This is a genomic window from Butyrivibrio sp. (genome assembly GCF_017433805.1).
Classification (GTDB): domain Bacteria; phylum Bacillota; class Clostridia; order Lachnospirales; family Lachnospiraceae; genus Butyrivibrio.
Map to the genome: position 1 here is coordinate 56,930 of NZ_JAFRGN010000040.1, position 25,603 is coordinate 82,532.

General features: G+C 40.7%; 20 protein-coding genes. 2 read left to right on the forward strand and 18 right to left on the reverse strand.

All coding sequences use genetic code 11. The features are described 5' to 3' along the window. Positions 1-21: 21 nt before the first annotated feature. From IJI01_RS10455 to IJI01_RS10540, 18 genes are read right to left on the reverse strand one after another with little or no spacing between them, the layout of a single operon-like run. Positions 22-1,968 carry a polysaccharide biosynthesis protein gene (locus IJI01_RS10455; protein ID WP_292189818.1) on the reverse strand — a complete coding sequence of 649 codons (1,947 nt, stop codon included), beginning with the start codon at positions 1,966-1,968 and terminating at the stop codon, positions 22-24. Next, a complete protein-coding gene (locus IJI01_RS10460; protein WP_292189820.1) occupies positions 1,961-4,588 on the reverse strand; it encodes an O-antigen ligase family protein in 2,628 nt (875 codons plus the stop codon). Before IJI01_RS10460 ends, IJI01_RS10455 begins: the two co-directional genes overlap by 8 nt. A 42-nt stretch (positions 4,589-4,630) precedes the next feature. Further along, positions 4,631-6,292: a DUF6020 family protein gene (locus IJI01_RS10465; RefSeq protein WP_292189821.1), complete on the reverse strand. Its 1,662-nt coding sequence runs from the start codon at positions 6,290-6,292 to the stop codon at positions 4,631-4,633. A gap of 19 nt (positions 6,293-6,311) precedes the next feature. Beyond that, on the reverse strand, positions 6,312-7,259 hold the full coding sequence (locus IJI01_RS10470) for a glycosyltransferase family 2 protein (protein WP_292189824.1): 948 nt from the start codon (positions 7,257-7,259) through the stop codon (positions 6,312-6,314). Between the two features lie 20 nt (positions 7,260-7,279). Further along, positions 7,280-7,798 (reverse strand): GNAT family N-acetyltransferase, encoded by a 519-nt coding sequence (locus tag IJI01_RS10475; RefSeq protein WP_292189827.1) that lies wholly within the window; start codon positions 7,796-7,798, stop codon positions 7,280-7,282. Positions 7,799-7,808: 10 nt separating this feature from the next. Then, on the reverse strand, positions 7,809-9,638 hold the full coding sequence (locus IJI01_RS10480) for a hypothetical protein (protein ID WP_292189830.1): 1,830 nt from the start codon (positions 9,636-9,638) through the stop codon (positions 7,809-7,811). A 42-nt stretch (positions 9,639-9,680) separates the two neighbouring features. Continuing rightward, positions 9,681-10,817 (reverse strand): dTDP-4-amino-4,6-dideoxygalactose transaminase, encoded by a 1,137-nt coding sequence (rffA, locus tag IJI01_RS10485; protein WP_292189833.1) that lies wholly within the window; start codon positions 10,815-10,817, stop codon positions 9,681-9,683. Between the two features lie 34 nt (positions 10,818-10,851). Further along, on the reverse strand, positions 10,852-11,322 hold the full coding sequence (locus IJI01_RS10490) for a GtrA family protein (RefSeq protein ID WP_292189836.1): 471 nt from the start codon (positions 11,320-11,322) through the stop codon (positions 10,852-10,854). 17 nt (positions 11,323-11,339) lie between these two features. Continuing rightward, positions 11,340-13,094 carry a hypothetical protein gene (locus IJI01_RS10495; RefSeq protein ID WP_292189839.1) on the reverse strand — a complete coding sequence of 585 codons (1,755 nt, stop codon included), beginning with the start codon at positions 13,092-13,094 and terminating at the stop codon, positions 11,340-11,342. Beyond that, entirely contained in the window at positions 13,088-14,230 is a 1,143-nt protein-coding gene (locus IJI01_RS10500) for an acyltransferase (protein WP_292189842.1), read from the reverse strand. The genes IJI01_RS10495 and IJI01_RS10500 overlap by 7 nt, the downstream gene beginning before the upstream one ends. Positions 14,231-14,247: 17 nt before the next feature. Beyond that, on the reverse strand, positions 14,248-15,999 hold the full coding sequence (locus tag IJI01_RS10505; RefSeq protein ID WP_292189844.1) for an ABC transporter ATP-binding protein: 1,752 nt from the start codon (positions 15,997-15,999) through the stop codon (positions 14,248-14,250). A 26-nt stretch (positions 16,000-16,025) separates the two neighbouring features. Then, positions 16,026-17,117, reverse strand: coding sequence for a PseG/SpsG family protein (locus tag IJI01_RS10510; protein WP_292189846.1), 1,092 nt, complete (start codon positions 17,115-17,117; stop codon positions 16,026-16,028). A 14-nt stretch (positions 17,118-17,131) separates the two neighbouring features. Then, positions 17,132-17,818 carry a pseudaminic acid cytidylyltransferase gene (gene pseF, locus IJI01_RS10515; protein ID WP_292189848.1) on the reverse strand — a complete coding sequence of 229 codons (687 nt, stop codon included), beginning with the start codon at positions 17,816-17,818 and terminating at the stop codon, positions 17,132-17,134. Then, the gene (locus IJI01_RS10520) at positions 17,815-18,852 is read right to left on the reverse strand and encodes a glycosyltransferase (protein WP_292189850.1); all 1,038 of its coding nucleotides are present in this window, start codon (positions 18,850-18,852) and stop codon (positions 17,815-17,817) included. Before IJI01_RS10520 ends, pseF begins: the two co-directional genes overlap by 4 nt. Next, positions 18,849-19,949, reverse strand: a complete 1,101-nt coding sequence (pseG, locus tag IJI01_RS10525) for a UDP-2,4-diacetamido-2,4,6-trideoxy-beta-L-altropyranose hydrolase (RefSeq protein ID WP_292189854.1) — start codon at positions 19,947-19,949, stop codon at positions 18,849-18,851. The genes IJI01_RS10520 and pseG overlap by 4 nt, the downstream gene beginning before the upstream one ends. A gap of 8 nt (positions 19,950-19,957) precedes the next feature. Continuing rightward, positions 19,958-21,013: a pseudaminic acid synthase gene (gene pseI, locus IJI01_RS10530; RefSeq protein WP_292189857.1), complete on the reverse strand. Its 1,056-nt coding sequence runs from the start codon at positions 21,011-21,013 to the stop codon at positions 19,958-19,960. Beyond that, complete coding sequence (locus tag IJI01_RS10535; protein ID WP_292189860.1) at positions 21,013-21,477, reverse strand: GNAT family N-acetyltransferase; 465 nt, start codon at positions 21,475-21,477, stop codon at positions 21,013-21,015. The genes pseI and IJI01_RS10535 overlap by 1 nt, the downstream gene beginning before the upstream one ends. A 16-nt stretch (positions 21,478-21,493) precedes the next feature. After that, positions 21,494-22,621, reverse strand: coding sequence for a glycosyltransferase family 52 (locus IJI01_RS10540; protein WP_292189864.1), 1,128 nt, complete (start codon positions 22,619-22,621; stop codon positions 21,494-21,496). 82 nt (positions 22,622-22,703) lie between these two features. Between IJI01_RS10540 and IJI01_RS10545 the strand changes: the two genes are divergently transcribed. After that, on the forward strand, positions 22,704-23,849 hold the full coding sequence (locus IJI01_RS10545) for an N-acetyl sugar amidotransferase (protein WP_292189866.1): 1,146 nt from the start codon (positions 22,704-22,706) through the stop codon (positions 23,847-23,849). Further along, positions 23,846-25,600 carry a DUF6044 family protein gene (locus IJI01_RS10550; RefSeq protein ID WP_292189868.1) on the forward strand — a complete coding sequence of 585 codons (1,755 nt, stop codon included), beginning with the start codon at positions 23,846-23,848 and terminating at the stop codon, positions 25,598-25,600. Before IJI01_RS10545 ends, IJI01_RS10550 begins: the two co-directional genes overlap by 4 nt. Positions 25,601-25,603 lie beyond the last annotated feature (3 nt).

Here is a 25,603-nt window from a genome sequence, read left to right on the forward strand (position 1 = left end):
TAAAACTCCTCAAACTTCTCTTTATTGTGCAGCACCACTATTTATCATTTCTGATGTCTTTTCAAGCGCTTCTTTTCTGTCTCTTGTCATTACATATCTGTGAACATCAGGGTGGTAAGTCTCTACTATCTCTTTAACCAGTTCCTTGATATTAGGAGCCTCTTCCTTGGCTGCTACATTGAGCTTCTCAAGCTGGGAAAAGAACTTCATCTCATCCATCTCGATAGGCTTACCGATGTGTATCATCTTGTTAGAAGTATCCTGAAGTCCTTCCTCATCCATGAGCATCTCCTCGTAGAGCTTCTCACCTGGACGAAGTCCGGTAAACTCAATCTTAATATCCTCTCCAACCTTGTAGCCAGAAAGCTTAATAAGATTCTCAGCAAGATCAAGGATCTTGACCGGCTCACCCATATCAAGAACGAATATTTCTCCGCCCTTAGCATAGGCACCTGCCTGAAGGACCAGTGATACAGCCTCAGTAATTGTCATGAAATATCTGATGATATTAGGATCAGTAACTGTTACAGGTCCACCTGAAGCAATCTGCTTCTTAAAAAGAGGAATAACTGATCCGTTAGATCCAAGTACGTTACCGAATCTAACAGCAACAAACTCTGTGTCATAGTGCTTGTTAAAGGTCTGTACTATCATCTCGCAGATTCTCTTGCTGGCTCCCATTACGTTAGTAGGGTTAACAGCCTTATCTGTAGAGATCAAAACAAACTTCTTGGTTCCGTTCATGGCCGCTGCCATAGCAGTCTTCCAGGTTCCAAATACATTGTTTTTGATAGCTTCTCCAGGACTTGTCTCCATAAGTGGAACATGCTTGTGAGCTGCAGCATGATAAACAATGTCTGGTTTGTACTCTTCAAAAATGTTGTTGATACGAAGTGTATTTCTAACGGATGCAATAAGCACTACAAGATCCATTTCAGGATATTTGCGAATCAACTCCTGCTGGATATCGTATGCATTGTTCTCATAAATATCTACTATGATAAGTCTCTTAGGCTTGTGTCCTGCAATCTGTCTGCAGAGCTCTGAACCAATAGAACCACCACCACCTGTTACCATGACCACCTTGCCTTGAACATAACCTGCAATCTGGTCCATATCAACTGCGATAGGATCTCTTCCCAGAAGGTCTTCTACTTCTACGTCTCTCAGTCTTGAAACATTAACATCACCGTTTACAAGCTGATACATTCCTGGAAGTGAACGAAGCTTACAGTTAGTATTCTTACAGATTTCAAGAATCTTCCTAAGTTCAGGTCTTGATACAGAAGGAATAGCAACAATGATCTCATCTATGTCGTAGAGGTCTGCACATTCAACGATTCTGTCTCTACCGCCAACTACTCTAATGCCCTGAATGTACTTGCCCCATTTATTGGAGTCGTCATCAATGATACATTTGATGGACATTGTTGAGTAATTACTTGTGATGATATCCTTGATGATAATGTTGGCAGCTTCACCAGCGCCGATTATCATAACAGCCTTACTGTTGTTCCTGTTCTCTACTCTGTGCTTCTGACTGCGCAGGAATCTATAGGAGAATCTGCTCACAAAGATCATGCTGATCAGAATGAAGGTATACAGGAAATAATAGCTCTGTGGAACTGGCTGTGACTGGGACTTAAAGAACTGAAGTCCTATTGCATTGATCACACCTGAAATAACACAGGCCATTACCAGATTCTGCATTTCTCTTTCACCTGCATATGCCCAAAGGCTGTCATACAGTTTAAAGATATAGAATACGCAGAATGTCAGTAAAATATTGATAGGCAAAAAGGTGTTTACCGGAGTCATGAAGTGATCCGGAATCGCATCCAGCTTAAACTCATATCTGATCAGAATAGCGAAATAACTGGCAAAAATAATGCTGATTATATCGTAGATGATAAGACCAGTTCGCCTATATAGTTTTTGATAATTAAAAGGTTCTTTTTTCTTACTCATTAGTTTTTTCCTTAAAGATCATCCCCGCAAAAGATAGCATCAGAGCAACCGTCATAGGGTTACATAAATGGAACACCCACTCTGTCATTCCTGCTACAACAAAACCTATTGTAATTGCAAAAGAAATAAGTGTAAGCGGATCGTTATTCTTATTTCTCCTGTACATACTGATACCTGAGATAATAGCCGAGAGTATCAGCAGAACAAATACAGCACCCGTGATAATACCATTATCATAGGCAACCTGAATATAAGTATTATGCGCATGAACTGCAATTTCCCCATTTGGAAGCTCTGCTCCCATCTCTTCATGCCCATACATATTAAGCTCTTTAAGATAAGACTTGAATATGGTGATACGGCCGTTGGATACAACATCCAATCTGTTATCGAGGTCAACATATCCATTTAGAGTATCCATAAGCATAAGATACTCAGCGCGCGTAAAGCCATTAGCAACAAGATAGTCGCCGACAGGTCTGGCAAAAGTAGCTGCGCCCTGCTGCTGATAATATTCTTCTACAGAATTCTCTAAAGGATATCCATAGTTATCCAAAACAGGATTTCTGTTGCCATCATAATTATACACGTCAACAGGATAGAAATAATCATCAGCATCTATGCCAAGAATCTTGGTTCCAAAGAGATTAACAAATCTCTCTACACACATAAAGTTAGGATTATCCCAAGATGCTCCTCCACGTATTCCTGCATCGGCATCGTCAATTACATAGAACACGGGCTGTGAAACTATTGTAGGAACAATCCTCTGAAGTGTAAATGCAGCAGGGAAGCACACAATAACTGCAGCAACCATAACAGCAACAATTCTGAAGAACTGCTTCCTGTACTGGCTGACAACCACCAGCAGAACTGCAAGAACAACTGCACAAATAGCCACATAGGCTGTTCTTGATACTGTAAAGATGGCATACGCCATGATCCATCCAAAAAGAATCAGCTCCTTCCATGCTGTTCTGAACAGATCCCAGCAGTGCATTCTCTTAGGGAATGCCACAACCTTGATCGCCAGCATTACTGTAGCAACTGCACCCATAAATGTAAGATACTCAGCAGTTACTGTAACTGTGTGGAAAATAAAGGCAAATCTTCCGCTTACATATCCTGGGAAATATCTGTATAAAAGGGAATATCCCAGAGAGATGGCAAAATTAAGCATGAGACCACCGGACAATATCCTGTACCAGTCTCTTTTGCCCTTCCAATAATACAATCTAAAGTAAAGTCCGCCATATATAAGGGCCAGGTAAATTCCCCAGGTCCTGGTATTTCTGAAGATGATCAGCATCGCAAAAAGAAGTATCAGAACAAATCCGAATACAGTAATGCGATAGCTTGTACCAAATACCTTCTTGTTGCTACGAATATTATGAGCAATACATGACAAAGCTGACCTGATGATATTGATCACGATAAAACCAGCAAGTATCACTATGATGATCAGATACTTAAGAGCCATGTTTTTGAGGTCAAACTCTTTTTCCTCAGGGCTGACAGCATTGGCGCTGTAGTAGTTAAGACCACCTGCCACAGATGCCACAAACCAAAGGAAATTAAACGGATTGAATACATCCTTAAAGGAGAAGGTCAAAATGATCAAAAGCAACAGACAGATCACCATTCTTCTCTCAGATAAGGTGTGGAAAATGTCATACAGGCCATTCATATAGTCGTTGGCATGCCAGATTGCAAGGGCAATCATCAGCATCTGCAGGACATAGATAACCCTGTTCTTGCTATTGATGCCATCCCAGAAGGATATTCCGAATCTATGACTCACAACCTTGTGGTTAATACCATAAAATACCATTGCTGCTGCAATGAGTAGACCAGCTTCATAGAAAATTATATCCGCCACTCTTGAATCAAATACTCTGAGCGGAAATACCATGATCATCAGACTTGCAAAGCACACAGCAGCTATAGGATTAGCCACAACCCTAAGTGCGCTTTCGCCAGTTGATAATGTGTTCTTATCTGGATTCTTTTTGAAAAACAGCTCTGTAAAGAGCAGGATCACGATACAGGCAGCTGCAATAGCCAGTATAACTATCATGGAAATGCTCTTAGCCATAGGAATCCTGTAATTGTATCTGGCATAAATATGCCTTGCCGGAATCTCTTCCCAGTTATAGAAGAGTCCACCAACGTAGCCAGCCTCTCCTGTCAGATTCTCAAGGCCAACAATATACTTGGATCTGCAGCCATTAAGGCCTACGTAATACTCTTTACCAACCTCAAGATTGAGCTCCATTGGTACATTTACAAAACCAGGAAGCGTAAGTCCATCTGTATCTATAAAGGTTCTCAGAATCTCAGCTGCGTTTTCATCATACACAGAAACGCCTATATATCTGCCATTTATCATTTCAGATACATAAACGTCTACACTACTAAGTCTGTCATACTGACTCACAAATTTCTGCTTGAGAGTATATTCGTAGTTGATAACGCCAGAATACTCCGTGAGCTCTCCACCAGCAGAATACTCCTGCACTGTTGTCCACACTCTAAGTGGGAAAACACTCAGGATAGCAACCAGTGCGATCAGTATTGTCGTTATTGAAATTGCCGTTTTCTTACTAATAATTTGTCTCATATATTCAAGTCCTTGGTAATTAAAGGGCACAAAAAGCCATCATTAAATATTATCATACCTGTTATTCTTAATCAAATCAGTGACAGAGCCTGTGATCATCAAAAGAGGCAGAACTGTCCACAGATACAGCACATATCTTGGCAGGTAAGTTGGTCCAAGGAGTACTGTAAGCCATGTCAGCATAACTGGCACAAAAGGTAGCACTCTTTTGTAGTTTTTTTGCGAGATACGATACAAAAGCGTGAACATAAAAATAATTATCATAAGTCCTGGCGCAAAAAGCAGCGACAAAACAAGATTATCATCATGAAAAGATCCAATTGAAATATATCTGTAAAGCTCATCGATTGCCGGAATAAAGCTGGTGCGCTCTCCTGGCTGTTCCACTTCATAGCCAAAATATGAGCTTTCGTCATAGGTAAATGTGAAAACTGTCGTTCCTTTATAGACATTTATATTTGCAGCCGGATACCAATAGCCATAAGAAGTCAGCATCCATGCATTCATGTAGGTCATAGGATGCTTTTTCAAAAGAGAAAACCACAGCTTCCAAAAGCTGTTTGAGTCCTGCTCATATTTGTCGTTGTTAAATGAAACCTTCACAAGATCTGATACTCTCGCAGTATACAGATTAAGATTTTCTTCAGGGATATACTCTTTTAACGTTGCTATTTCTTCCTGTGTCATGCTATCTCTGTCATAGGTATAAACCCTTGCAATCTGCATGATAGGAACAGTGAGCTTTTCCTGGTGATGCGTGCCCTGACATCCAAGTGCTGCTGCCAGTACTGACGAAATGATAAGATACAGCACTACAGGAATTACAAGCATTGGTATCAGGAATGACTTAAGCTGCTTTCTGAAATATATGAGAGCAAATGGTATGAACACAAGATATGCATAAAAGCCATTGTGTCTAAAGCATGGCATAAGAGTTGCCACACAGATAAACGTTGCTATTTTCCTCTTATTTGACAGAAAAGCCTCTGAATCCTCAGTAAGCTCTATCAAAAGAACTGTCAAAAGAACAAGAAGTGCTGAGAAAAGCCCATCCTTGCAGGAGCAAAGCGTGAACATGACGATAGTAGGGAACACGCCATAGTAAAGGATCCACAAAAGCTTTCCTTTCTGTCTAAGTCCTTTTTTTCTCATGAATGTTATAACATAAGCAAATACCGCTGTTATGACCAGCATCTGTATAAAAACATAGGTAGCGATTCCTACATTCCAGGATCCTGTTAATTTGTGCACGAGGGCAATCGTTCCACCTAGAAAAAGAACGTGAAGAAGCGGGTGATGAGTAGAAAAGCTTCTGGTTATGACCTCCATCAGCTCATCCTGAGCGTCATAGACAAAAAAGCCAGGAAAAACGCCAAGAAATACAGGCATATTCAGTACAATGAGTAATATCCAGTTAACAAAAAAGTCGTTCTTTTTAACTGGTTCTGCAGCCTTTCCAAAAATCTTTTCAAGCCTGAAGGTTCCCATAAACTTTCTGCCATAAAAGCTCTGAGTATAGTTATCCCAGATATGTTTGGTGTCTATGGCAAAAACTGCGATCATCAGGGCCAGTACCAGAAGAGAGTTCTGGTCAGATAAATTTATGCTATCGCTCTTTTCAAGCTGATATCCAAAGACAATAAAAACAGCTGATAAAACGCCAAATAAGCCTGACAAAAGCCAGGCTAATCTATCGTTTTTCATGTGGTTTGTTTTCCCCAAATTACTTTTTTCCATCTTCTGTAGTCTCACGAATTACATATTGTGGATTCTTGTTCTGAGAAATATAAACTCTGCCCAGATACTCGCCAATCATACCCAGCATGAGCATCAGCATCCCCCCGATAAAGATAACTGCGCTCATAAGTGCTGAAAAACCAACTGGCACTGCTGGATTGACGAATTTCTTGACGACAGTATATATGCCATAAATAAATCCAATCGCAGCAAATGAAAATCCGGAAAAAGTAGCAATTCTAAGAGGCTTGATGCTAAAAGCGGTAAAACCGTTTATCCAAAGTCCGAGAAGCTTGGAGAAGGTATATCCGCTCTGACCAACCTCACGCTTTCTGTGATTAACATCGACATTCACGATGTTCTTGGTAGTTCTGAGAACCAGGCCAATAACATAGGGATAAGAGCTCTCATATTTGACCATCTCATCTACAACAAACTTCCTTGCTGCAAAATAGCTGGATACAAACAGGTCCTTGGGCTTACCAAGCATTACTGTCGCCATGGACTCATTCATGAAGGTTCCGAAGTTTCTGAAAACATTGTGCTGCTTGTGACCATATCTTGCATAAGCTACATCTGCGCCGTTTTCAAGTGCATCTATCAGCTTGAAAACCTCATCCGCAGGAGTCTGTCCATCATCATCAAGACATACAACATAGTCACCTGTTGCCCTGTAGAGGCCAGCCATAAGAGCTGCATGCTGTCCAAAGTTCTTGGCAAAGTTGATACCAAGAATATGACCATCTGCTGCCTTGGAAACCTCGCTGCATATAGCTCCCCAGGTATTATCTGGTGATCCATCATTTACGAGGATAATGTCATGGCTATAATCACTTCTTGTTGCTAATGTTCTGTCTATCTCTTCTATTACAGAGCCAAGTGTATTCTCTGATCTGTAGCAGGGAATCACAAAGCTTATCTTTTTATCTGCCATCTGAAATCTTACCTTTCGATTTATAAACAATTCTCCATGAGTATCATATCACTTTTTTGACCATCACTGCACTCTACACCTGGCATATCCTGAAATTTAACAAATCCAGCATTCTCATAGCTCTTGATAGCTGCAGTGTTATAACAGAAGGCTCTGAGTATCAGCCTCTTAATTCCAAGCTCTTCTCTGGCATACTTAACAGCCAAATTTGCCGTTTCATTACCATAGCCTTTTCCAATAGCATCATCTTCACCTATAAAGATTCCGTACTCTGCTTCTGACTTGTCATCCTTGGTATATTTGAAATACACGCTTCCAACTGGTTTGTGATCCTCACCAGCCATAATGATCATCTGTACTACAGCACCTGTAAACACAGAATTCTCAAGCCATTTCTCGTGAATCTCTTTAGTAAAGAATTCTCTATATACAAAATTATTTCTGACTCTTGGGTTGTTGCGCCACTTAACAACAAGCTCTGTATCCTGTCTTGTGATCATTCTAAGGCTTACAAGCTCGCCTTGTTCTAATATTTCCATTTCACTCATCTCAATTAACTCTTTCTAACTTATAAATCACAAAAGCATCTGCAATTTCATCTATCTCACTGATATTTATATCGATGCCCTTTTCCAGATAATAGTCTGTAAGCCATTTGGTCTCATAGGTCTTATTCTGGACAAAATATGCATTTTCAGCTAATAGTGCATCCTGAACATTTGAAAAGCCAGCTCTTCTCAGCTTATCCTCATATGCCGGGCTCTTGGATGCCCAACCTCCCAAAAGGTCGTGGTTGGCAAAGCTGTTGTCTACTCCTACAAACATCTTCTCCGAGAAAGTAGCTACATCTCCCTCTACCGCTTCCCCTAGAGATACACTTGTGTAAACATCTATAAAATAATACGAATCCTTATTGTTCGCACAATAGTCGTATAAAGCCTCGTATCTATCAAGCATTGCCTGTCTTGAAGCATTCTCTTTGGTTATAACGCTACTCTGCATAGGAATCGTTACTATGCCGACAATTGCCAATAATACTGCAACGATCCATGTCTTTGCAAGCCTGGAATCTTCGGCTTTATCCTCTTTAGCTGTAACCAGTAGGTACATTCCGGTTAAGATCACCATCTCGATGAGATACAGAGGATGTGTGATACGAATCGGATCTCTTCCGCGAATAATAATATACAGCCACAAAGCTGATCTGCAGGCTATAAGAGTTACAGTAAGAAGACACCCTATCTTGATGTAATGTCCATCCTTCTTATGGCCAATGAAAAGACCTGCTATCACCGCCAGGTACAAGAGAATAACTCCAACATTCCATGGATAGTCTGTCATTGGATATTCATAGGTAATTGGAGCAGCCACGTAGTGCATTCTATAAACATAAAGAGAGATTGCGCTGCGAAGCCTATTGGCAAATGGCTCTTCCGCACTCTTGGTTCCTGCTGCATACTCAGCTATAGCACCAAGTGTATCTGCATTTATCTCATCATCAAGAGCAAAGTTGTAGTTGATAAGCAGCTGCTGCTCACTTTCTGAAAGGCCTATACTGTCGTAGAAATCCTTGTTCTCTGCATAATCAGGAATGTACTGGAAATCATAAAGCTCAGTCCTGTTGTCAAAAAATCTGTTGAACTCTTTCCAGTCAGCTCTGGAATAGGCCAGTCTATGGAGCCCTGTGCATATCACAAGTCCCAACACCAGAGTAAGGCATAGACATAGGTATCTACGGAATAGCTCTTTCTTTTCACCCACGTGAGATACTGATATATCCTTCGAATACTCGATTCTCGATAATGCCCACTTGATAAGAATAGCCACGCCTACCATAGGCAGAGTTAAAAGAAGCATCTCAGATCTGATAAGATACGCTACCAGAATAAGTACAACTGCAATAATGTTGTTCTTTTTGTCCTCTTTTGCTGTCAGAATCAGAAGCGCTGCTGTTCCAGACATCAGTCCGCATACAACTGTGTACTGAACGAATAATAAATGAGGCCAGAAAAATCCAAGGCAAACCAGCACAATGCTTACTGCACAAAGAAGCTTTTTCCTGAAATCCGCAATTCTCGAAACAAGCGCCTGTAGTATCAGGAACAAACATAAATACTGGATAAAACATAAAAAGATGCCGTACCAGTCAAGGTTTATTCCCGTTTTATACAAAAGAGAAATAAACCAGCTAATTGGATACAGCATCTGTATATTGTGCCCCTCAGGCGTACCTGTATAGGCGCCTGAGAGAATATCTCTCATCAAAACATCGTCGTTAAGGTCGAAAAAATAGTCACCAAACACAAGTGTCACTACCATTACAGCTAGTACTGCCACAGCGGATACTATTATGCTAATAAACTTTTGTGACTTCTTCATAATCGCCCCAACTCATGTTAGTTTTCTAGAATAGGCTACTGCTCAGCTAAACTTGTAGTACTCCTTGACTCTCATAACTACTTCGTCAAGATCTTCGTTAGTAAGCTTATAGTACATAGGAAGTCTAAGCAGTCTCTCACTCTCTTTGGTTGTGTACTTATCTTCCCCTCTGAACTCACCGTAGATAAGTCCTGCCTTGGAAGAATGAAGTGGTACATAGTGAGAAGCAGGAAGGATATCATTGCTCTGAAGGTAATTAATAAGTCCTGTTCTCTCCTCAAGGTCCTTACACTTAATGTAGAACATGTGAGCATTGTGAACGCATCCCTCTGGAACAACAGGAAGCTCGATAAGTCCCTTCTCCTCAAGTGGTCTGAGGGCTTCGAAGTATCTGTTCCAGTGATCCATTCTCGCATCATTGATCTCATCTGCCTTCTCAAGCTGAGCATAAAGATATGCTGCGTTCATCTCGCTTGGAAGATAGGATGAACCTGGCTCGATCCAGCTGTATTTATCAACCTTACCCAGTTTGTAAAGAGTACGGTTTGTTCCTTTTTCTCTGATGATGATGGCATCATCTACAAACTTCTCATCGCGAAGAAGAAGTGCTCCACCTTCTCCCATGCTGTAGTTCTTGGTCTCGTGGAAACTAAAGTTACCAAAATCACCGATAGCTCCAAGTGCCTTGCCCTTGTAAGTAGACATTACACCCTGAGCAGCATCCTCGATAACATAGAGGTTATGTCTCTTGGCGATATCCATGATTGTATCCATCTCACAGGCAACACCAGCGTAGTGAACTGGCACGATTGCTCTTGTCTTGGATGTGATAGCCTGCTCGATCAGGTTCTCATCAATATTCATTGTATCAGGTCTGATATCAACAAATACAACCTTGGCTCCGCGAAGTACAAATGCATTCGCTGTAGAAACAAAGGTGTAAGAAGGAAGGATTACTTCATCCCCTTCCTTGATACCAGCAAGGATTGCTGACATCTCAGTTGCATGTGTGCATGAAGTTGTAAGAAGAGCCTTGGTTACGCCTGTCTTTTTCTCAATCCACTCATTAGCCTTAGCTGTATATGGACCATCACCACAGATCTTCTGGTTCTCTACACACTCTTTTATGTAATCAAATTCTTTTCCTGTAAAAGGTGGTACGTTAAAGTTTATACGCATAAATTAGTCCTCCAAGTAAAATACCTGTAGTCAATCAGTCTTTCTTTTTGAAAACAATAAGCTTACTGATGATATAGTTGAGCACGATTACAACAAATGTAGCTCCAAGCTTGACTGGCATCTTGGGCAGGCCCATAAGGGTAATGAAAATAAAGATAAGAACATCCTCAACTACAAGAGTAAATAATCTTCCTGCTGTAAAAGCTCCAGCCTGTTTGAAGAAATCCTTCTTGGTCTCTACCTTGCCATCAAACACCCAGGTTCTGTTGGTAAAGAACTGGAATGCCACACAGATTACCCAGTCAATAGAGTTATTAACTACCTCATTAAGGTGCATCACACTGTCCATAAACCAGAACAGGAAAATGCTCAAAAAGAAAGTCAATCCTCCGAAAAAGAGGTACATAAGACCTTCCTTGTATTTCTTATAAAATGGTTCAAATATATTCAGGACAGGGAGTGACATGATCTTGTCAAAAATGTCCTTCTTCTGAGTCTCTTCCATAGTTATTATACTAATCCTCACTTTCTATCATTACCAGCAAAAACAATAAATCTTTCGCTCTCAAAGACACTATTATAATCGTGATTATCTATATAGTCCAATAAAATATCATACTTAGCATCAATATTAGCGTAGTCCTGCATATCCTTGCCAATAATGATCATAGGTGTCGGATTCTCTGAAACTGAAAGTTCCATAAGCGCGCTGTCAAAACGCTCTGTCTCATAACTGTCAAGGTCAGGCCATACAGTTCCAATAGCTGGCTCAAGATCGAAGAGATAAGCAAGGCCCGGTACTCCGCCAAATAATATCACGCGGTTGTCTATTTCTCTTGCATCTTCTACTACAACAGCCAGTTCCTCAAGAGTCTCTATATTACCCTTAGTTGAAACCATTCCCTTTGCCTTATGAATAGTTGTGGATACCGTATCCCTCTTTTGTCCATCTGCGCCGTCAACAAAGGCAAAGTTGCAGTGGAAAAGGATTCCCTGAACTATAACCACAATGATAACCATTGTTATCATACTCTGCCATGCAAAGTTGTATTCCCTCTCTCCAAGCCTCTGCATAAGTCTTCTCATGAGCCAAAGAGTTATAGGGGCTACTATGTACAGGTTGTTGATAACCGGATAGGTGTAATTGTTACTTCCAAGAGGTGTTATCAGTACTATCATCAGGACAGCAAATGCAAGGGACTGTTCCTGTTTACTTCCGTTCAAAAAGCCAGTGCTGCCAACTATTGCAAGTATAAGCGCTATGATCACAAACATCATTGCAGCTTTGAAAATACTGTCATAGTAAAAGTAATTTCTGGTAAATACGCCCTTGGCAAAATAGTATCTTACAAGTACCAAAAGTCCAAGGCAAAATAGAAGCTTCTTTATCCATACAAATCTATCTTCCTGTAAAAGGAACATAACAAAGCCCGCCATAAGACACGGAATCAGAACTATCATCGCAGAAGCTGCCGATGTATAGCCAGAAAGGATAAGGCCCAGCATCCCACCTGATGAGTAATCTAACGCAGTCTCTGTCATTCCAAAGAGGCTTGCGATCATATCAAAGTACGCTGTCGGGCCATGAATAACACTTATTATTATATAAGGCATTCCCATTCCTACCAGATAGCCCAATATACATGTGCCAGTCTTTTTAGCTGCTTCTACAAATTCTACTCTTGTAATAGCACAGTAAAACCATAATACAAGAATCATTCCCGCTTCTACTACGTTAGGAAACCTTACCATTACATTCAGTCCAAGGCATACACCAGCAAGAAACAGATACAGCTTTTGTCTGTCCCATGCAAACATTCCCTTGAGCAAAAAGATTGTTCCAAGAGTGAAAAATAAATATGTCAGGTAATTGTACATGATTACTCTTGGGCACCAGGAAAGGCTCTCTGCTATGAAAAGCCCAATAAAGATCATCCACCCAGGCATATAATCCTGAAGGCTATAATATACCACTAATGCTATAAGACTTATCAGGAAACTACAGTAAACGCTAAAGCCAAGCATTGTTCCGGCAAATGGAAGATGCATTATTATGTTGCCTGTCACATTGCTAAGATAAGTAGAGAACATCCACATAGGATAAATGTGGTCTATATACTGGTAGTTTGCCAGATTATACATGGTATCAGATATATCAAGGCCGGCATTTACACCTATAAGTGGGTACAGTAACAGAACCAGTGGAAAAAAGTACTTTTCCAGAGGGCTTTGAAGTCCCTTATAGCGCATAAAGTAGCATCTGATATTTTTTAACATAAGTCGTTATCCCACTGTCTTATTTTCTTAAAAAGCCAGGTATCATGCAGAACTCTTCCCACATAGTCAAAGATCATCTTTCTGATCCAGTCCACAAATACACCAGCTGCAAAAACGATTATCACTGATCTGACAAGATGCCATACATACAGGATAATGCTTCCTGTAGGAATATCTCCCAGAAGATGTGTCAGCCATATAACCCATCTGTCCCTGATCTCCAGATGCATGTGGAGAAGGTACACACCAAAAGTAAGTGGCGCAACAAATCTGACTACATCAGCAAATCTGCTCTCTCTCATCTGGTAGAACCTGAACATAGAGAACAGTCCAAGAGAACCAGTAAGAGTAAAGATAAAGTTAAGATGGATTGGAACCTCTGCGTAATAATTCAGACCGCCAAACTTAAGATTATAGAGGTAGGTTGCAATGCTCATAAATCCGATCATAAGACATGAGATTACAAACACCAATGCACTTCTTTTGGCGTTATAGAACAGCACTATGTCATACTTTCTGACATATGCTGCTATAAGATACAGGCATAAAAACCAACCATAGTCATATCCAAAATGGTCTGTAACAAACATTACAGGCACGATACTCTTAATAAAGCTAAACCAGATCAGTAAACCAAGTATGGTCCATTTGAGCTGCTTTCTGGACAACACTTCTACTGCAGCATTCATGATAGGAGCAAAAACATACATGATGATGTATGCAGTAACAAACCAGTAATGCTCAGATGAAATAGGGAACAGATACTGAACCGTTTTGAATACTGAGTCGTTTGTCTGTACGACATATATGCCAACTATCATCATAGCAACTGATATTAAAATAGTATAGAAATACACCTGGCAGATCAGCTGAATGATCTTGCCTGGCTTAATCTTGGACTTGGAAAGAAAATATCCACTAAGAAAAACATAGGTATTAAGTCCTGTAATACAGAAGCCTTCCAGAATTGTAGCAAATATCTGAACTCTGTTTGCAGGTACTCCAAGCTGGAGTAAAACATTCGCATGCGAATTATAATGAAGTACCAGAATCATGAGCATAGCCACAATTCTCAGCAATTCAAAATTAGCATTTCTCTTTTTCTTTGTCTTACTCAGACTTTCCCCACCAGACATTACGCCTCCAACTGCAGTTATCTGTCACGAACCGCTTTTCCTTCTTCTATTCTGTAAACCATATCGCACTTCTCAATTGTCTGAAGTCTGTGCGCGATAATGATCAAAGTCTTTCTGCCATGAAGCTTGTTGATAGAATCCATGATAGCAGCCTCTGTCTCATTATCAAGAGCAGATGTAGCTTCATCCAGTACTAAAACCTCAGGATCCTCGAAAAGAGCTCTTGCAATACCAATTCTCTGTCTCTGTCCACCAGAAAGTCTGATTCCTCTTTCACCGATCTGAGTATCAAGTCCCTCTGGAAGACTCTTAACAAATTCATCAAGGGAAGCTTCTCTGAGAGCCTGCCATACCTTGTTATCATCAATCTCATCATCAGCGTAGCCAAATGCCACATTCTTACGGATTGTTGAATCCACCATAAAGATAGTCTGTGGAATATATCCGATATTCTTGAGCCATCCCTTGTAGTTACTCATTACATCTGTGCCATCAGCTGAAATCTTGCCACTCTCAGGCTTAAGAAGGCCCAAAAGCACGTCTACAATAGTAGTCTTACCTGCTCCGGAGGTTCCAACGATTCCCACTGACTTACCTACAGGAATGCTCATGCAGGCCTTGTTCAGGATATAGGAATCTGTATTTGGATACTTGTAGCAAATATCAGTCATCTCGATATCTTTAGTCACAGGAAGCTTAGTAACTTCTGTCTTTTTCCTGTAATCTGCAACATCATAGGAAACTGAGCCGTCATGGATCTCCTGCTGGAGATTATCTGTAACATTCATCATGAATGGCTCAAAATATGCTATAGATGTCAGGTAGTTGTTAATTCTGTTAGCACTTGGTAAAAGTCTTGTTGCTGCAGCAAGAAGGACTGTGAGCTGTGGAAGCAGTGTTGTAAGAGATGTTCCACTCATCATAACGATCAGCATATATCCGATCATTCCGGCAACAGCAATTGTTTCTATCAACAATCTAGGTGTTGAGTTATAAAGATTGTACTTCTGAACTGCATATACATAGCCAGCTCCGCAATCAGCATAACCGTTAATGAAGTAGTTTTCCTTGTTAGCGATCTTAATCTCTTTGATTCCTGTTACAGACTCATTGATCCACTTATAAAGTCCGCTGTAGAAATCCTGATTGTCTTTTCCTGCCTTGACCATTACAGGCTTGATCACGAACTTAATAATGAGAAGTACTGTAACCAAAAGAGCTGCTATGGTGATAGTCATCATGGCATCCATTCTCAGAAGGAAGGCTACCAGGCAGATAAATACGATAACTTCACTTGTAAGCTGTAGAATACTAAGGATCAGAGCGTACATATTGTTAACATCAGAGGTGATACTACGCTGAATTACGCTGGTATCAGCATTCAGATAGTATTCGTATGGTCTTTGCATAAAGTTGATCATCATACGTCTTGATGTAGCAAACTGATTAGTGTATGTAAACTTAAGCTGAACAACGTTTATCAGGAACAGAACAAGGTTCTTGATGATAAAGACAAGGATAAGACCACCCATGATCACTTCTGCAAGCTGAGTAGTTGTTGATAAGTTAAGTCCATGGTACATAGCAGAAAGATATTTGCTCTCCTCAACCTTCTGAGGGTCTACGACGATCTGCATAATAGGTGCCAGCATGGCAATTCCCAGTGATTCGAGAATACCTCCAATAAGCATCAGGAAAACAATTCCTACCATCTGTGTCTTTTGTCTTTTATCCAAAAGAACGTTTATCTTCTTAAAAATCTTACGCATAAATAATATATGTCCTTCCAAGTGGTTCAGGCCATAAGCTGTATTATGGCATCCACTATTTTTTCTGTGCCCTTTCCATCTACGATTTCCTTGGCCTTTTTACTCATTCTGGATCTGAAGCCCGGATTATCTACCGCAGCAGTTCCCCAGGTCACTATCTTCTGAACAAGTCTGTGATCATTTCTGGCATCACCGGCATATTTGCCAGCGCCGGCCTGATCAAAGCCCTTAGCAAACTCAGCCTGGCTGTCGTTCACACTAAATATTACCGTAGGAACGCCAACTGCACACAGTTCGTACAAAGTGGCTCCTCCAGCTGAAACAGCAAAATCACAACCACTCATTATAGCGGCCATGTCATCGCCAACGCCGCTGTGCAGGGTAATGGCGCTATGTCTGTCTGCTATTTCCTGTAATTGTCTCTTATAATCAGCATCAAACAATGCCCCAACAATCACGTCGCAGCCAAGTCCCTTGGTATCAAGAACCTTCCTGCATGGACTGTCTGCTTCATATATCTCAGAGAGAATATCTCCAAGGACATAATTTGAGTCTGTTCCTCCAGCAGAAAGAAATACTCTTTTAGCATGAGGATTTATAACATATTCTGTCTGTCCAAATTCTGCGCGAATAGGCGCAAACTGACCGCCCAAAAGCTTTATCTGCGCACTGTAGATATCTTCTGGCCCAGAAACATCATAATTGATTATTAAATCCACAGGATAATCGTTTTTATTGTAATCGTCAATGTATCCCGTTTTGATACTGTGATTGCTACCTGCAAAGAGCTTATTGATCTCCTGAACGTACTCAGGGGTTACAAATGGAGAGTCCACCAAAAAGAAATCCGGAGCATCATCCTTTATTATATCTGCTATCACGGGAATATCTCCCATGGGCTCAGAATATACTGTATGAAGAATCCTGGCGTCGAAAGCAGCATCTTCCTGATCAGATAAGGTTATAAGCACATTGGCACTGTACTCATCTGATAATATGAATTCCACATCCATACCATGACTTATCAGCTCGCTGGCAATAGTCATACAGCGTCTGATATGTCCAGTTGCTACTTCACCATTTCCGTTGGCCTTGATCCAGATCTTTTTCTTTTCCATTTGTCATCCTCTTATCAAGAATACATCAGGTTATACTTAAGTTCCGCAAGTTTCCAATCTACTTCGTTATCTATATCCTGAACTTCCAGTTCTGAAAGTTCAAGCGGTATTATGCTGCCCATCAGAAGGCTGTTGGTACGAAGAAAGCTCTCTGTTCTGGTAACATAGAACTGTCCGGCATCGTGATAATGTGGTGTCAGATCCTGAGATCTTGCTGTAAGATTCTCCGGCTGTCTGAACACAAGCCTTCCATCCTGTATTTCCATTGCTCTCTGTGGAGGATAAGAAAATCTAACCACAGGAATAAGAGAGTCGGCATCAGAGCTTTCAAGGTCTTCTACAGCTTTTTTTAATTTCTCGGATGTAATAAAAGGGGCTGTAGGATAAATGCAGGTAATGATGTCAAACTTCTGACCGCGTTTTTCGTACTCGCTTATAACTTCATTTATAACATCGGATGTTGTGGCGAAGTCATTAGATGTCTTTTCGCTTCTAAGAAATGGCACCTGTGCTCCATAGGATCTTGATATTTCTGCAATTTCCTCATCATCGGTAGATACCATTACTTCATCAAATACTCCGGAACCAAGAGCTGCCTCAATGGAATAAGCTATTATTGGCTTACCATTAAAGTCTTTGATATTTTTCCTTGGTATTCTCTTACTGCCGCCTCTGGCAGTAATAAGTGCTAATGCTTTCATTTCTTGTTTCCAAACCTCTTTCTCAAACCTCTATAACCCCATAGGAGCCTGTAATATACATAAAACAGCACTGCAGAGCTGCAGGCCATATTTATAAGCTTCTTTTCCTCAGGATTAACCCTGTCTATATAATAGCTGTTCTTGGTAAAATCAGGAAATGTCTCAAGCATTTCTCTTGTGAGCTTCCTGACAAAAGATATCCTGGCCGGCTTAACACAAGGCATATATGTAAAAAGAGTATTCACATAAAACAGCTGTGTGAAGATAAACTCTATCTCCGACCTGAACTCATTGAAAAATCCAAGTCTTCTGGCCTCGCTCAGCATTATTCGTCCCGCTTCCATCCTGTCCTGGCACATCCTCTCGGAAAAAGAGTGAACCGTGGAGCTGCCATGCTGGTAGTAGTAATACCACGGCTTTTCAATGTACTCATAATGACTTGCAGTAAGCAGATAAGAATTGCTCATTGCGTTGTCTTCGTAAAAGATGTTCTCTGGGAAAAATAGCTTATTCTCTAAAATAGTGGCTCTCTTATAAATCTTAACTACAAGTCTTCCGCCGTCCAAAATAAGCTGCTTTTTCCTGTCGTGGTCAAGTGGACCAGACAAAGAAGCATTTCCATTTTTCTCTATTTCATCAGAGACCTGATAGGTGTGCTCTGTGACAAGTGTAAGATCACAGCCCACCATATCTGCACCCGTATGATCTGCCTTTTCCAGCATAAGTCTGTACATGTCAGGATCAATCCAGTCATCTGCATCAATAAAGCCAATCCAGTCACCCTGAGCTTCGCGGATTCCTATATTCTTGGCTCCGCCCTGATGCTTGTTAACTTCACTGTGGATAGCCCTGACTATACCAGGAAATCGCTTCTCATAATCCTTTAGTATTTCAAGCGAGTTATCTGTAGAGCAATCATCAACTGCAATGATCTCAAAATCTTCCAGATTCTGCGAAGTAAGGGAATCCATGCAGAACTGCAATTTATTGTCCTTGGACATATTATATACAGGAACAATTATACTTAGTTTCATAAATCCCCCATGAGCGCCCTAGCTATACGAATAGCGCCTTTTCCGTCGGTAATTCTCTTAAGACTAGCTGACAGCTTATCAAGCTGCGAAGTATCTGACAGCCTTTCGATAAGCGCTTTCTCTACATTATCAATAGCAAATGTTTTCTTTGTGTCACTCTCAGAAACATCACCTGCAAAGGTCATTCCCTCAGAATTTCCCCAGTACTGAACATTGAACTTCTGATTGTCAGCCACCTGATAAAAGATTGTAGGAAGTCCACAGGCAGCGCACTCTGTCAGCATAGTTCCCGCTGCCATAACAGCCAGATCGCATCTGTTCATAAGATATGCCATATTCTGAACTGCTCTGTGTATCACTATACTGTCATGCCCTTGTGCCTTCCTGATAATGGCATCAGCATTTTCAACAAATCCACCTATTACAACATGCCAGATTGCTTTATCCTCAAGCTCTCCGGAAATAATTCTATCTATGAGTGGCATCAGCATACCACACATGTCTGCTCCACCAGTTGCTATCAGCACGTGTCTTTTATCTTTTCTGGCAAAAGAATCTACTATGTCTTTATCTACTTCTGAATCAGGAGTTTCTTTGTAGAACTGTTCCCTGAGTGGTGCATATTGAAGGCCAAGATATAAGACAGTTTTCTCATCATTATATCCAGTCATATCCTTGTAGCCTTCGGTATAGTCCATATTCAAAGAATAACCGCTGTAATTTATAAGCATATTTACAGGGTAAGCTTCCTTGTTAAGGTCATCCAGATAAGCCACTTTACATATTTCTCTTAGTTTCTCAAAATATGTCCTGGTCACACTGTAAGAATCCACAAGCAACGTCTTAATAGCTCTTTCCCTGAGCTCTTTGGTCAGAATATCCAGTTCGCCTTCCATATTCTGCCAATCGGTACCAAGTACAACAACCTGGAATTCGTTTTCAGAAGTACTACTCTCAAAAAGTCTGAGGGACTCCTGATCTGCCAGGAAGAAAGTCACTTCCTCCCCTAGTTCTTTGGCAGCCTTGGCTATACTGATACACCTCATTACATGACCAGTTGCTATTATGCTGTTGGCGTCTGCTCTGATTCCAATCATATCTCTAGTTATTTAATAAGATCCCAGCTAAGTGGTGTTCCTTTCTCAATATCATTTACAGCAGTCATTCCAAGTACTTCTTCATAGTGCTTGGTGTGCATGCCATTTCCAGGTCTGATAGATCTGACATTCTCAGGAGTAAGCTTTTCTCCTGCCTTGATATCTTTTACTACAAACAAGGATCTGCTAAGTCTTCTCTCAGAAGCCTGCTTATCAGATATAGCGTACTCTTTCTGTCCAAGAGCCTGCTCCATTATTCTTACATTTCGAACCATCTCAGCAAATTCAGCTGGTTCCATAGAAAATGCATCATCAACACCTCCAGCAGAACGGTCAAGTGTAAGGTGCTTCTCGATCATCTTTCCACCAAGGACTATGCTTCCTGTTGCTACAACGCTTCCAGGAGTATGGTCTGACAAGCCTACTATACACTCATATTTCTCTGCAAGGTCCTCCATCATCCTGAGGTTGACCATATCATAAGGTGTAGGATATGCACTTACACACTTAAGGAGAATGATGTCATTATTTCCTTCTTCCTTGCAGGTATCAAGCGCGAGCCTGATATCTTCTTCATAAGCTATTCCTGTTGCAAAAATAATAGGCTTGTGGAGACTGGCTACCTTCCTGATAAGAGGAATATCATTTATCTCAAAGCTTGCGATCTTGTATGCAGGGACATTGAGATTTTCCAGATAATCTACTGCTGTGAAATCAAAAGGTGAAGAGAAGCATTCAAGGCCAAGCTTATTAGCTTCTTCTATGAGGCCAGCATGCCACTCCCATGGTGTATAGGCTTCCTTGTAGAGGTCATGAAGTGTTCTGCCCTCCCAAAGGCTTCCCTCTGATGTCATAAACCATGGTTTGTCACAATCAATCGTTATTGTATCAGCGGTGTAAGTCTGCAGCTTAACAGCATCTGCTCCTGCTTCTGCAGCAGCATGAATGATCTCCACTGCTCTGTTATAATCGCCGTTATGGTTACCAGAAAGCTCTGCAACAATCATGGTCTTCTGGTCTTTTCCAACGTATTTATTTCCAATCTTGATCTTGTCGTTAAACATTACTCACTCCACAAATTCTTAATATAACATCTGATATCACCAGCGATCAGCTTGGTGTATCCGTTTTCTTCAAAGCATCTGGCTGATGCTACATTGTCCTCATTCACAAAACCCACAAGACTCTGAATTCTGTTGTCAGTTACTGCAGTCTCTAATTCAGGAACATTGTCTATGAGCTTTATTATTTCCTTGCCTAGTCCCTTTCCCCTGGCTGCAGGCGCTATCATATAGCTAATCTCAGCAATCTTGTCTGTAATATCCAACCTGATACTGCCTAAAGAGCCAGTTTCATCCTCAAGGATATACATGAGACAGTTATTATCATCCAGTTTTCTTTTGAACCATTTCAGATGATTTTCCTCTGATATCTCTTCCTGCGTAAACGAATTCTTCCTTGTGGTCTCATCATTACGCCATGTAAGCACATCGAGAGCATCATCCATCGTAGCGCGCCTAAGCTGCATATTTACTCCTTAATACTCACTTGTCTAAAAGCTCTGTCTTCCTGTGAATGCTAGGATCCTCATACTTATCAAGGAAATCCAGTCCCAGGTAAACAATCTCTTCAGCAAAATACACATTATCAACCTGTGTGATGACTGATACAAGCTTATCTACCTTAAATCCTGTAATATCCCCCAAAACTTCCATCGGGAATCTGTCCTTGACAACCACAACTCCGGGGAACTCCTTCTCGTAATCCAGAAGATCTCTTGGATGTGGCTTGATGATAACCCTGTAATTGTCCTTGTAATCGTTAACTATATCTGCAAACATCTGCCTTCTGACATCAAGCTCGCACAGAGGCTCAGTTAATATCATAACATTTGGTTTGTTTGCATCAGCTTCACTCTTATCAAGGAGCTGGCTTACTAATCTGTCAGGATCAGTTAGGAATATCTCTACCAGAACTCTGTGATCATCTACTGTCAGCTGGCTATTCATTCCTTCTCTTGGTATCTCTACAACATTTGGAGGAAGACTATGGTTGGCCTTTATGTCATTTACTTCATAGTCAAGACAGTACTTGCTGTAGCCACTCTCGATGAAAATAAGTCCCATACCGGCCATAGCCTTTTTAAGTGGCCATGCACCCTTGTTGGCATTCCTGGCCTGATCATCCAAAAGTCCTGAATTAAGGCCATCTTCTACGGCATGATAATGTATTTTTTTGTAGTTAAGATAATATCCGATAGGATCAGAATCGCAGAAAACATATACATCGCTGTATTTTGAAATATCTGTTGGTATGTAATCCTCCTGAAGCTTACCAAGGAGCTTAGTATATTTAATTCTCTGCATCAAATTAAGGACGATGTTTCCTCTATCCCTGTGATATTTCATCACTTCCTCTGAGGTAACATCTTCCTGTTCATCGTAAGTATAGATATTCTCAAATACACCAGACTTAGAAAGCCTATCTTCAAGACTCTCAAAGTTATTGGACATTGTGCTGAGAATAATATCAGCACTTCCGTTGCTCTCACGTCTTCTGATCAGCTCTTTTACCACTGAAATATAGACGTGATAATAAGTGTGGCAAATATATACTCGCCTGTTAGTTTTATCCCTTTTCATGCCCTTTATTATATAATCAAACGCTGTCATTGTCATCCACTTGCCTTACCTTATTATTTAGTAGTATACTAAATCGATTTATTTTTTACCGTATATAAAGGAGAAAACGCACATGAAAATGCGATATTGTAAGCGTTGCCTGCAGCCAGACACCAGACCAGGCATTGTTTTTGACGACGAACAGATTTGTTTTGCCTGCCGTTATGAAGAATCTAAGGCAACTATCGATTGGGCAGCACGTGAAGCTGAGCTCAGATCATTTGCTGAAGAAGCTAAGGAAGAAGCCAAGAAGCGTGGTAACACTTATGATTGTATCATCGGTGTATCAGGCGGTAAGGATTCTACATTCCAGGCTGTTTATGCAAAAGAAAGACTTGGACTTAATCCTCTTCTCATCAACTGTATGCCAGATGAGATAACAGAGATTGGTCGCAAGAACATCGAGAACCTCAACAATCTTGGTTTTGATATCATTTCTATCAGACCTAATCCTATTGTTGCCAAGAAGCTCGCCAGAAAGTCATTCTTTGAGAGAGGTAACATTATTGCTGCTTCTGAATACTGTCTGTGGGCATCATCATATATCATGGCTGTTAAGTTCAATATTCCTCTTATTATCCAGGGTGAGAACGCAGCACTTACACTTGGCGCTGCCAAGAACCAGGAAGCTACAGGTAATGCATTCTCAGTAATGCAGCTTGAAACAATCCGTGGCGCAAGCGTTGACAGCTTTGTAGATCTTTCTAATAACATCACAGAAAAAGACCTGTTCCTTTACAAGATTCCTACTGTTGAGGAGATGCAGGCTAAGGGAATCAGAGCTATCTTCCTTCAGTACTACACAAAGGAATGGTCACAGGTTACAAATGCAGACTTTGCAGTAGCTAGAGGCCTTACAGGCAGAAGTGGTAACCTTCACGATCTTGGCCGTTACAGAAGATATACAGCACTTGATTGCGACCTTCAGATTCCTAACCAGATGATCAAGTATCTCAAGTTTGGTTTCGGATATGCAACAGATGAGATCTGCTACGACATCAGAGAAGGCCGTTTCAGCAGAGAAGACGGCAAGTGGTATGTCAATGAGTACGATGGTGGCTGTGGTGAACAGTACATCGAGCAGACATGCAAATACTTATCAATCACCAAGGAAGAGTTCTGGGAAGTAGTTGATAAGTATGTAAATAGAGATCTCTTCGAAAAGATTGATGGTAAATGGACACCTAAGTTCACTGTAGGAGAAGATTACGAGTCATGACAAAGACAAATACTCTTAAAAAGTATTGGTACGTATATTTAACAGGAACACTGCTGGCTATTCAGGCCGCAGTGTTCCTTATATTTAGAGGCGAAAGCTATTTCCAGATTCACGATAACCTGGATCTGTTTATGGCTCACTATGAGATGCTCAAAAAAGCAGGGCTGTGGTTTAAGCAGGGCGCTGATGCTCCTATTCTCCACGGTGTTCCAAGAGATTTATTCGGGTCCGAATTCCTGATCTACAATCTCTTCTACATTCTGCTTCCTGGCGTTTGGGCATACCTTGCCGGTTACGCAGCCAAAATAGCAGTTGGTATGATATCCTTTATCCTTTTGGCCAAGGATGTGTACAAGGATCACTACGAGCAGTACAAGCCTCTTATTATTGTAATTGCTGCAGCTTATGGAATGATTCCTGTATTCCCTACCTATGGAATCGCCTTTACTTCTGTTCCATTTATTATTTTGCTTCTCAGAAAGCTGTACTTTGCAGATAACTTTAAGCAGAGACTTCCGTACTATATTGGAGTATTTTTATATCCACTGTTATCTTATTTCTCCTACCACGGATTCTTTATTCTTTCCTACATGGTAGTAGCTGTAATCATTCTGTGGATAAGGGATAAGCATTTTCCTAAGAGCACTTTTGCTTCAATAGTTATTCTCTCAGCTGGATATATTATCTTTGAATACAGATTGTTCAAAGAAATGCTCTTCACTGATACTGTTACTATCAGAACTACAATGGATCACGGCGATATCAGTTTTGGACAGGCAATACTCACAGCTCTTACAGAATTTGCTGATGCTTCCTTCCATTCTGAGGATTCTCATACCTATGTAGTTCTAGGCGTTGTATTGATTGCAATTGTTATTATTAATGCAATCTATATCAAAAATAAAGAAGCAAACAAGATCCTGAAGGATCCTATCAATCTGGTTATGCTCTGGATTCTCTTCAATGTTCTGATTTTTGGATTATACCAGTATGCTCCATTCAGACATCTGTTTGAGCTTCTGGTTCCACCACTTACAGGCTTCGAGTTTGCAAGAACTGCTTACTTTAATACCTTCCTGTGGTACGCTGAGCTACTGCTTGTTTGTATCAGAATGTATGACTATAGCAAAAAGAATCTCAAGCTTCTTGCTAATGTAATAGTTACTCTGGCAGTACTTGTTGTAATGTTTGTTCCTCAGGTATATAACGACTTCTATTACACCTGTTACAATCAGGCCTTTAAGATAATCAAGCATCGTGACACAACTTATGTTAACTACAATGAATTCTACTCAACCAAGTTGTTCGATAAAATAATAGATGATATCGATTATAATGGCGAGTGGTCTGCTGCTTACGGTATGCACCCAGCAGTTCTGAACTACAATGGAATTGCTACTGTGGATGGTTATCTTGGAATGTATGCTCAGGAGTACAAAGATAAATGGACCAGTATCATCGAGCCAGCTCTTGAAGGTTCACCTTCACTTAAGTCCTATTTCGAGGGCTGGGGAGCGCGAGTAAGTTTGTACTCTGGATCAGATGAGAATACTTATGCTCCTCTGAGAAATCTTGAGGTAACTGACAAGAGACTCGTGGTAAACATGGACGAACTTAAGAGCCTTGACTGTAAATATATTTTCTCACGAATCGAGTTATCAAATGCTGATGAGCTTGGAATCAAACTTGTCGGCACTTACACAGACGATAGCAGTCCTTATACAATCTATGTTTATGATTTAGACGCTTAATAT

What these genes read in the sequence shown, in the direction of transcription:
- IJI01_RS10550 (WP_292189868.1), top strand. Translation starts at nt 23,846, where the DNA reads ATGACAAAGACAAATACTCTTAAAAAGTATTGGTACGTATATTTAACA.
- pseF (WP_292189848.1), bottom strand. Translation starts at nt 17,818, where the DNA reads ATGAAAGCATTAGCACTTATTACTGCCAGAGGCGGCAGTAAGAGAATA.
- IJI01_RS10520 (WP_292189850.1), bottom strand. Translation starts at nt 18,852, where the DNA reads ATGAAACTAAGTATAATTGTTCCTGTATATAATATGTCCAAGGACAAT.
- IJI01_RS10460 (WP_292189820.1), bottom strand. Translation starts at nt 4,588, where the DNA reads ATGAGACAAATTATTAGTAAGAAAACGGCAATTTCAATAACGACAATA.
- IJI01_RS10495 (WP_292189839.1), bottom strand. Translation starts at nt 13,094, where the DNA reads ATGTTAAAAAATATCAGATGCTACTTTATGCGCTATAAGGGACTTCAA.
- IJI01_RS10490 (WP_292189836.1), bottom strand. Translation starts at nt 11,322, where the DNA reads ATGGAAGAGACTCAGAAGAAGGACATTTTTGACAAGATCATGTCACTC.
- IJI01_RS10540 (WP_292189864.1), bottom strand. Translation starts at nt 22,621, where the DNA reads ATGACAGCGTTTGATTATATAATAAAGGGCATGAAAAGGGATAAAACT.
- IJI01_RS10480 (WP_292189830.1), bottom strand. Translation starts at nt 9,638, where the DNA reads ATGAAGAAGTCACAAAAGTTTATTAGCATAATAGTATCCGCTGTGGCA.
- IJI01_RS10470 (WP_292189824.1), bottom strand. Translation starts at nt 7,259, where the DNA reads ATGGCAGATAAAAAGATAAGCTTTGTGATTCCCTGCTACAGATCAGAG.
- IJI01_RS10535 (WP_292189860.1), bottom strand. Translation starts at nt 21,477, where the DNA reads ATGCAGCTTAGGCGCGCTACGATGGATGATGCTCTCGATGTGCTTACA.
- IJI01_RS10500 (WP_292189842.1), bottom strand. Translation starts at nt 14,230, where the DNA reads ATGTCTGGTGGGGAAAGTCTGAGTAAGACAAAGAAAAAGAGAAATGCT.
- IJI01_RS10465 (WP_292189821.1), bottom strand. Translation starts at nt 6,292, where the DNA reads ATGAAAAACGATAGATTAGCCTGGCTTTTGTCAGGCTTATTTGGCGTT.
- IJI01_RS10545 (WP_292189866.1), top strand. Translation starts at nt 22,704, where the DNA reads ATGAAAATGCGATATTGTAAGCGTTGCCTGCAGCCAGACACCAGACCA.
- IJI01_RS10510 (WP_292189846.1), bottom strand. Translation starts at nt 17,117, where the DNA reads ATGGAAAAGAAAAAGATCTGGATCAAGGCCAACGGAAATGGTGAAGTA.
- IJI01_RS10505 (WP_292189844.1), bottom strand. Translation starts at nt 15,999, where the DNA reads ATGCGTAAGATTTTTAAGAAGATAAACGTTCTTTTGGATAAAAGACAA.
- IJI01_RS10475 (WP_292189827.1), bottom strand. Translation starts at nt 7,798, where the DNA reads ATGGAAATATTAGAACAAGGCGAGCTTGTAAGCCTTAGAATGATCACA.
- rffA (WP_292189833.1), bottom strand. Translation starts at nt 10,817, where the DNA reads ATGCGTATAAACTTTAACGTACCACCTTTTACAGGAAAAGAATTTGAT.
- pseI (WP_292189857.1), bottom strand. Translation starts at nt 21,013, where the DNA reads ATGTTTAACGACAAGATCAAGATTGGAAATAAATACGTTGGAAAAGAC.
- IJI01_RS10455 (WP_292189818.1), bottom strand. Translation starts at nt 1,968, where the DNA reads ATGAGTAAGAAAAAAGAACCTTTTAATTATCAAAAACTATATAGGCGA.
- pseG (WP_292189854.1), bottom strand. Translation starts at nt 19,949, where the DNA reads ATGATTGGAATCAGAGCAGACGCCAACAGCATAATAGCAACTGGTCAT.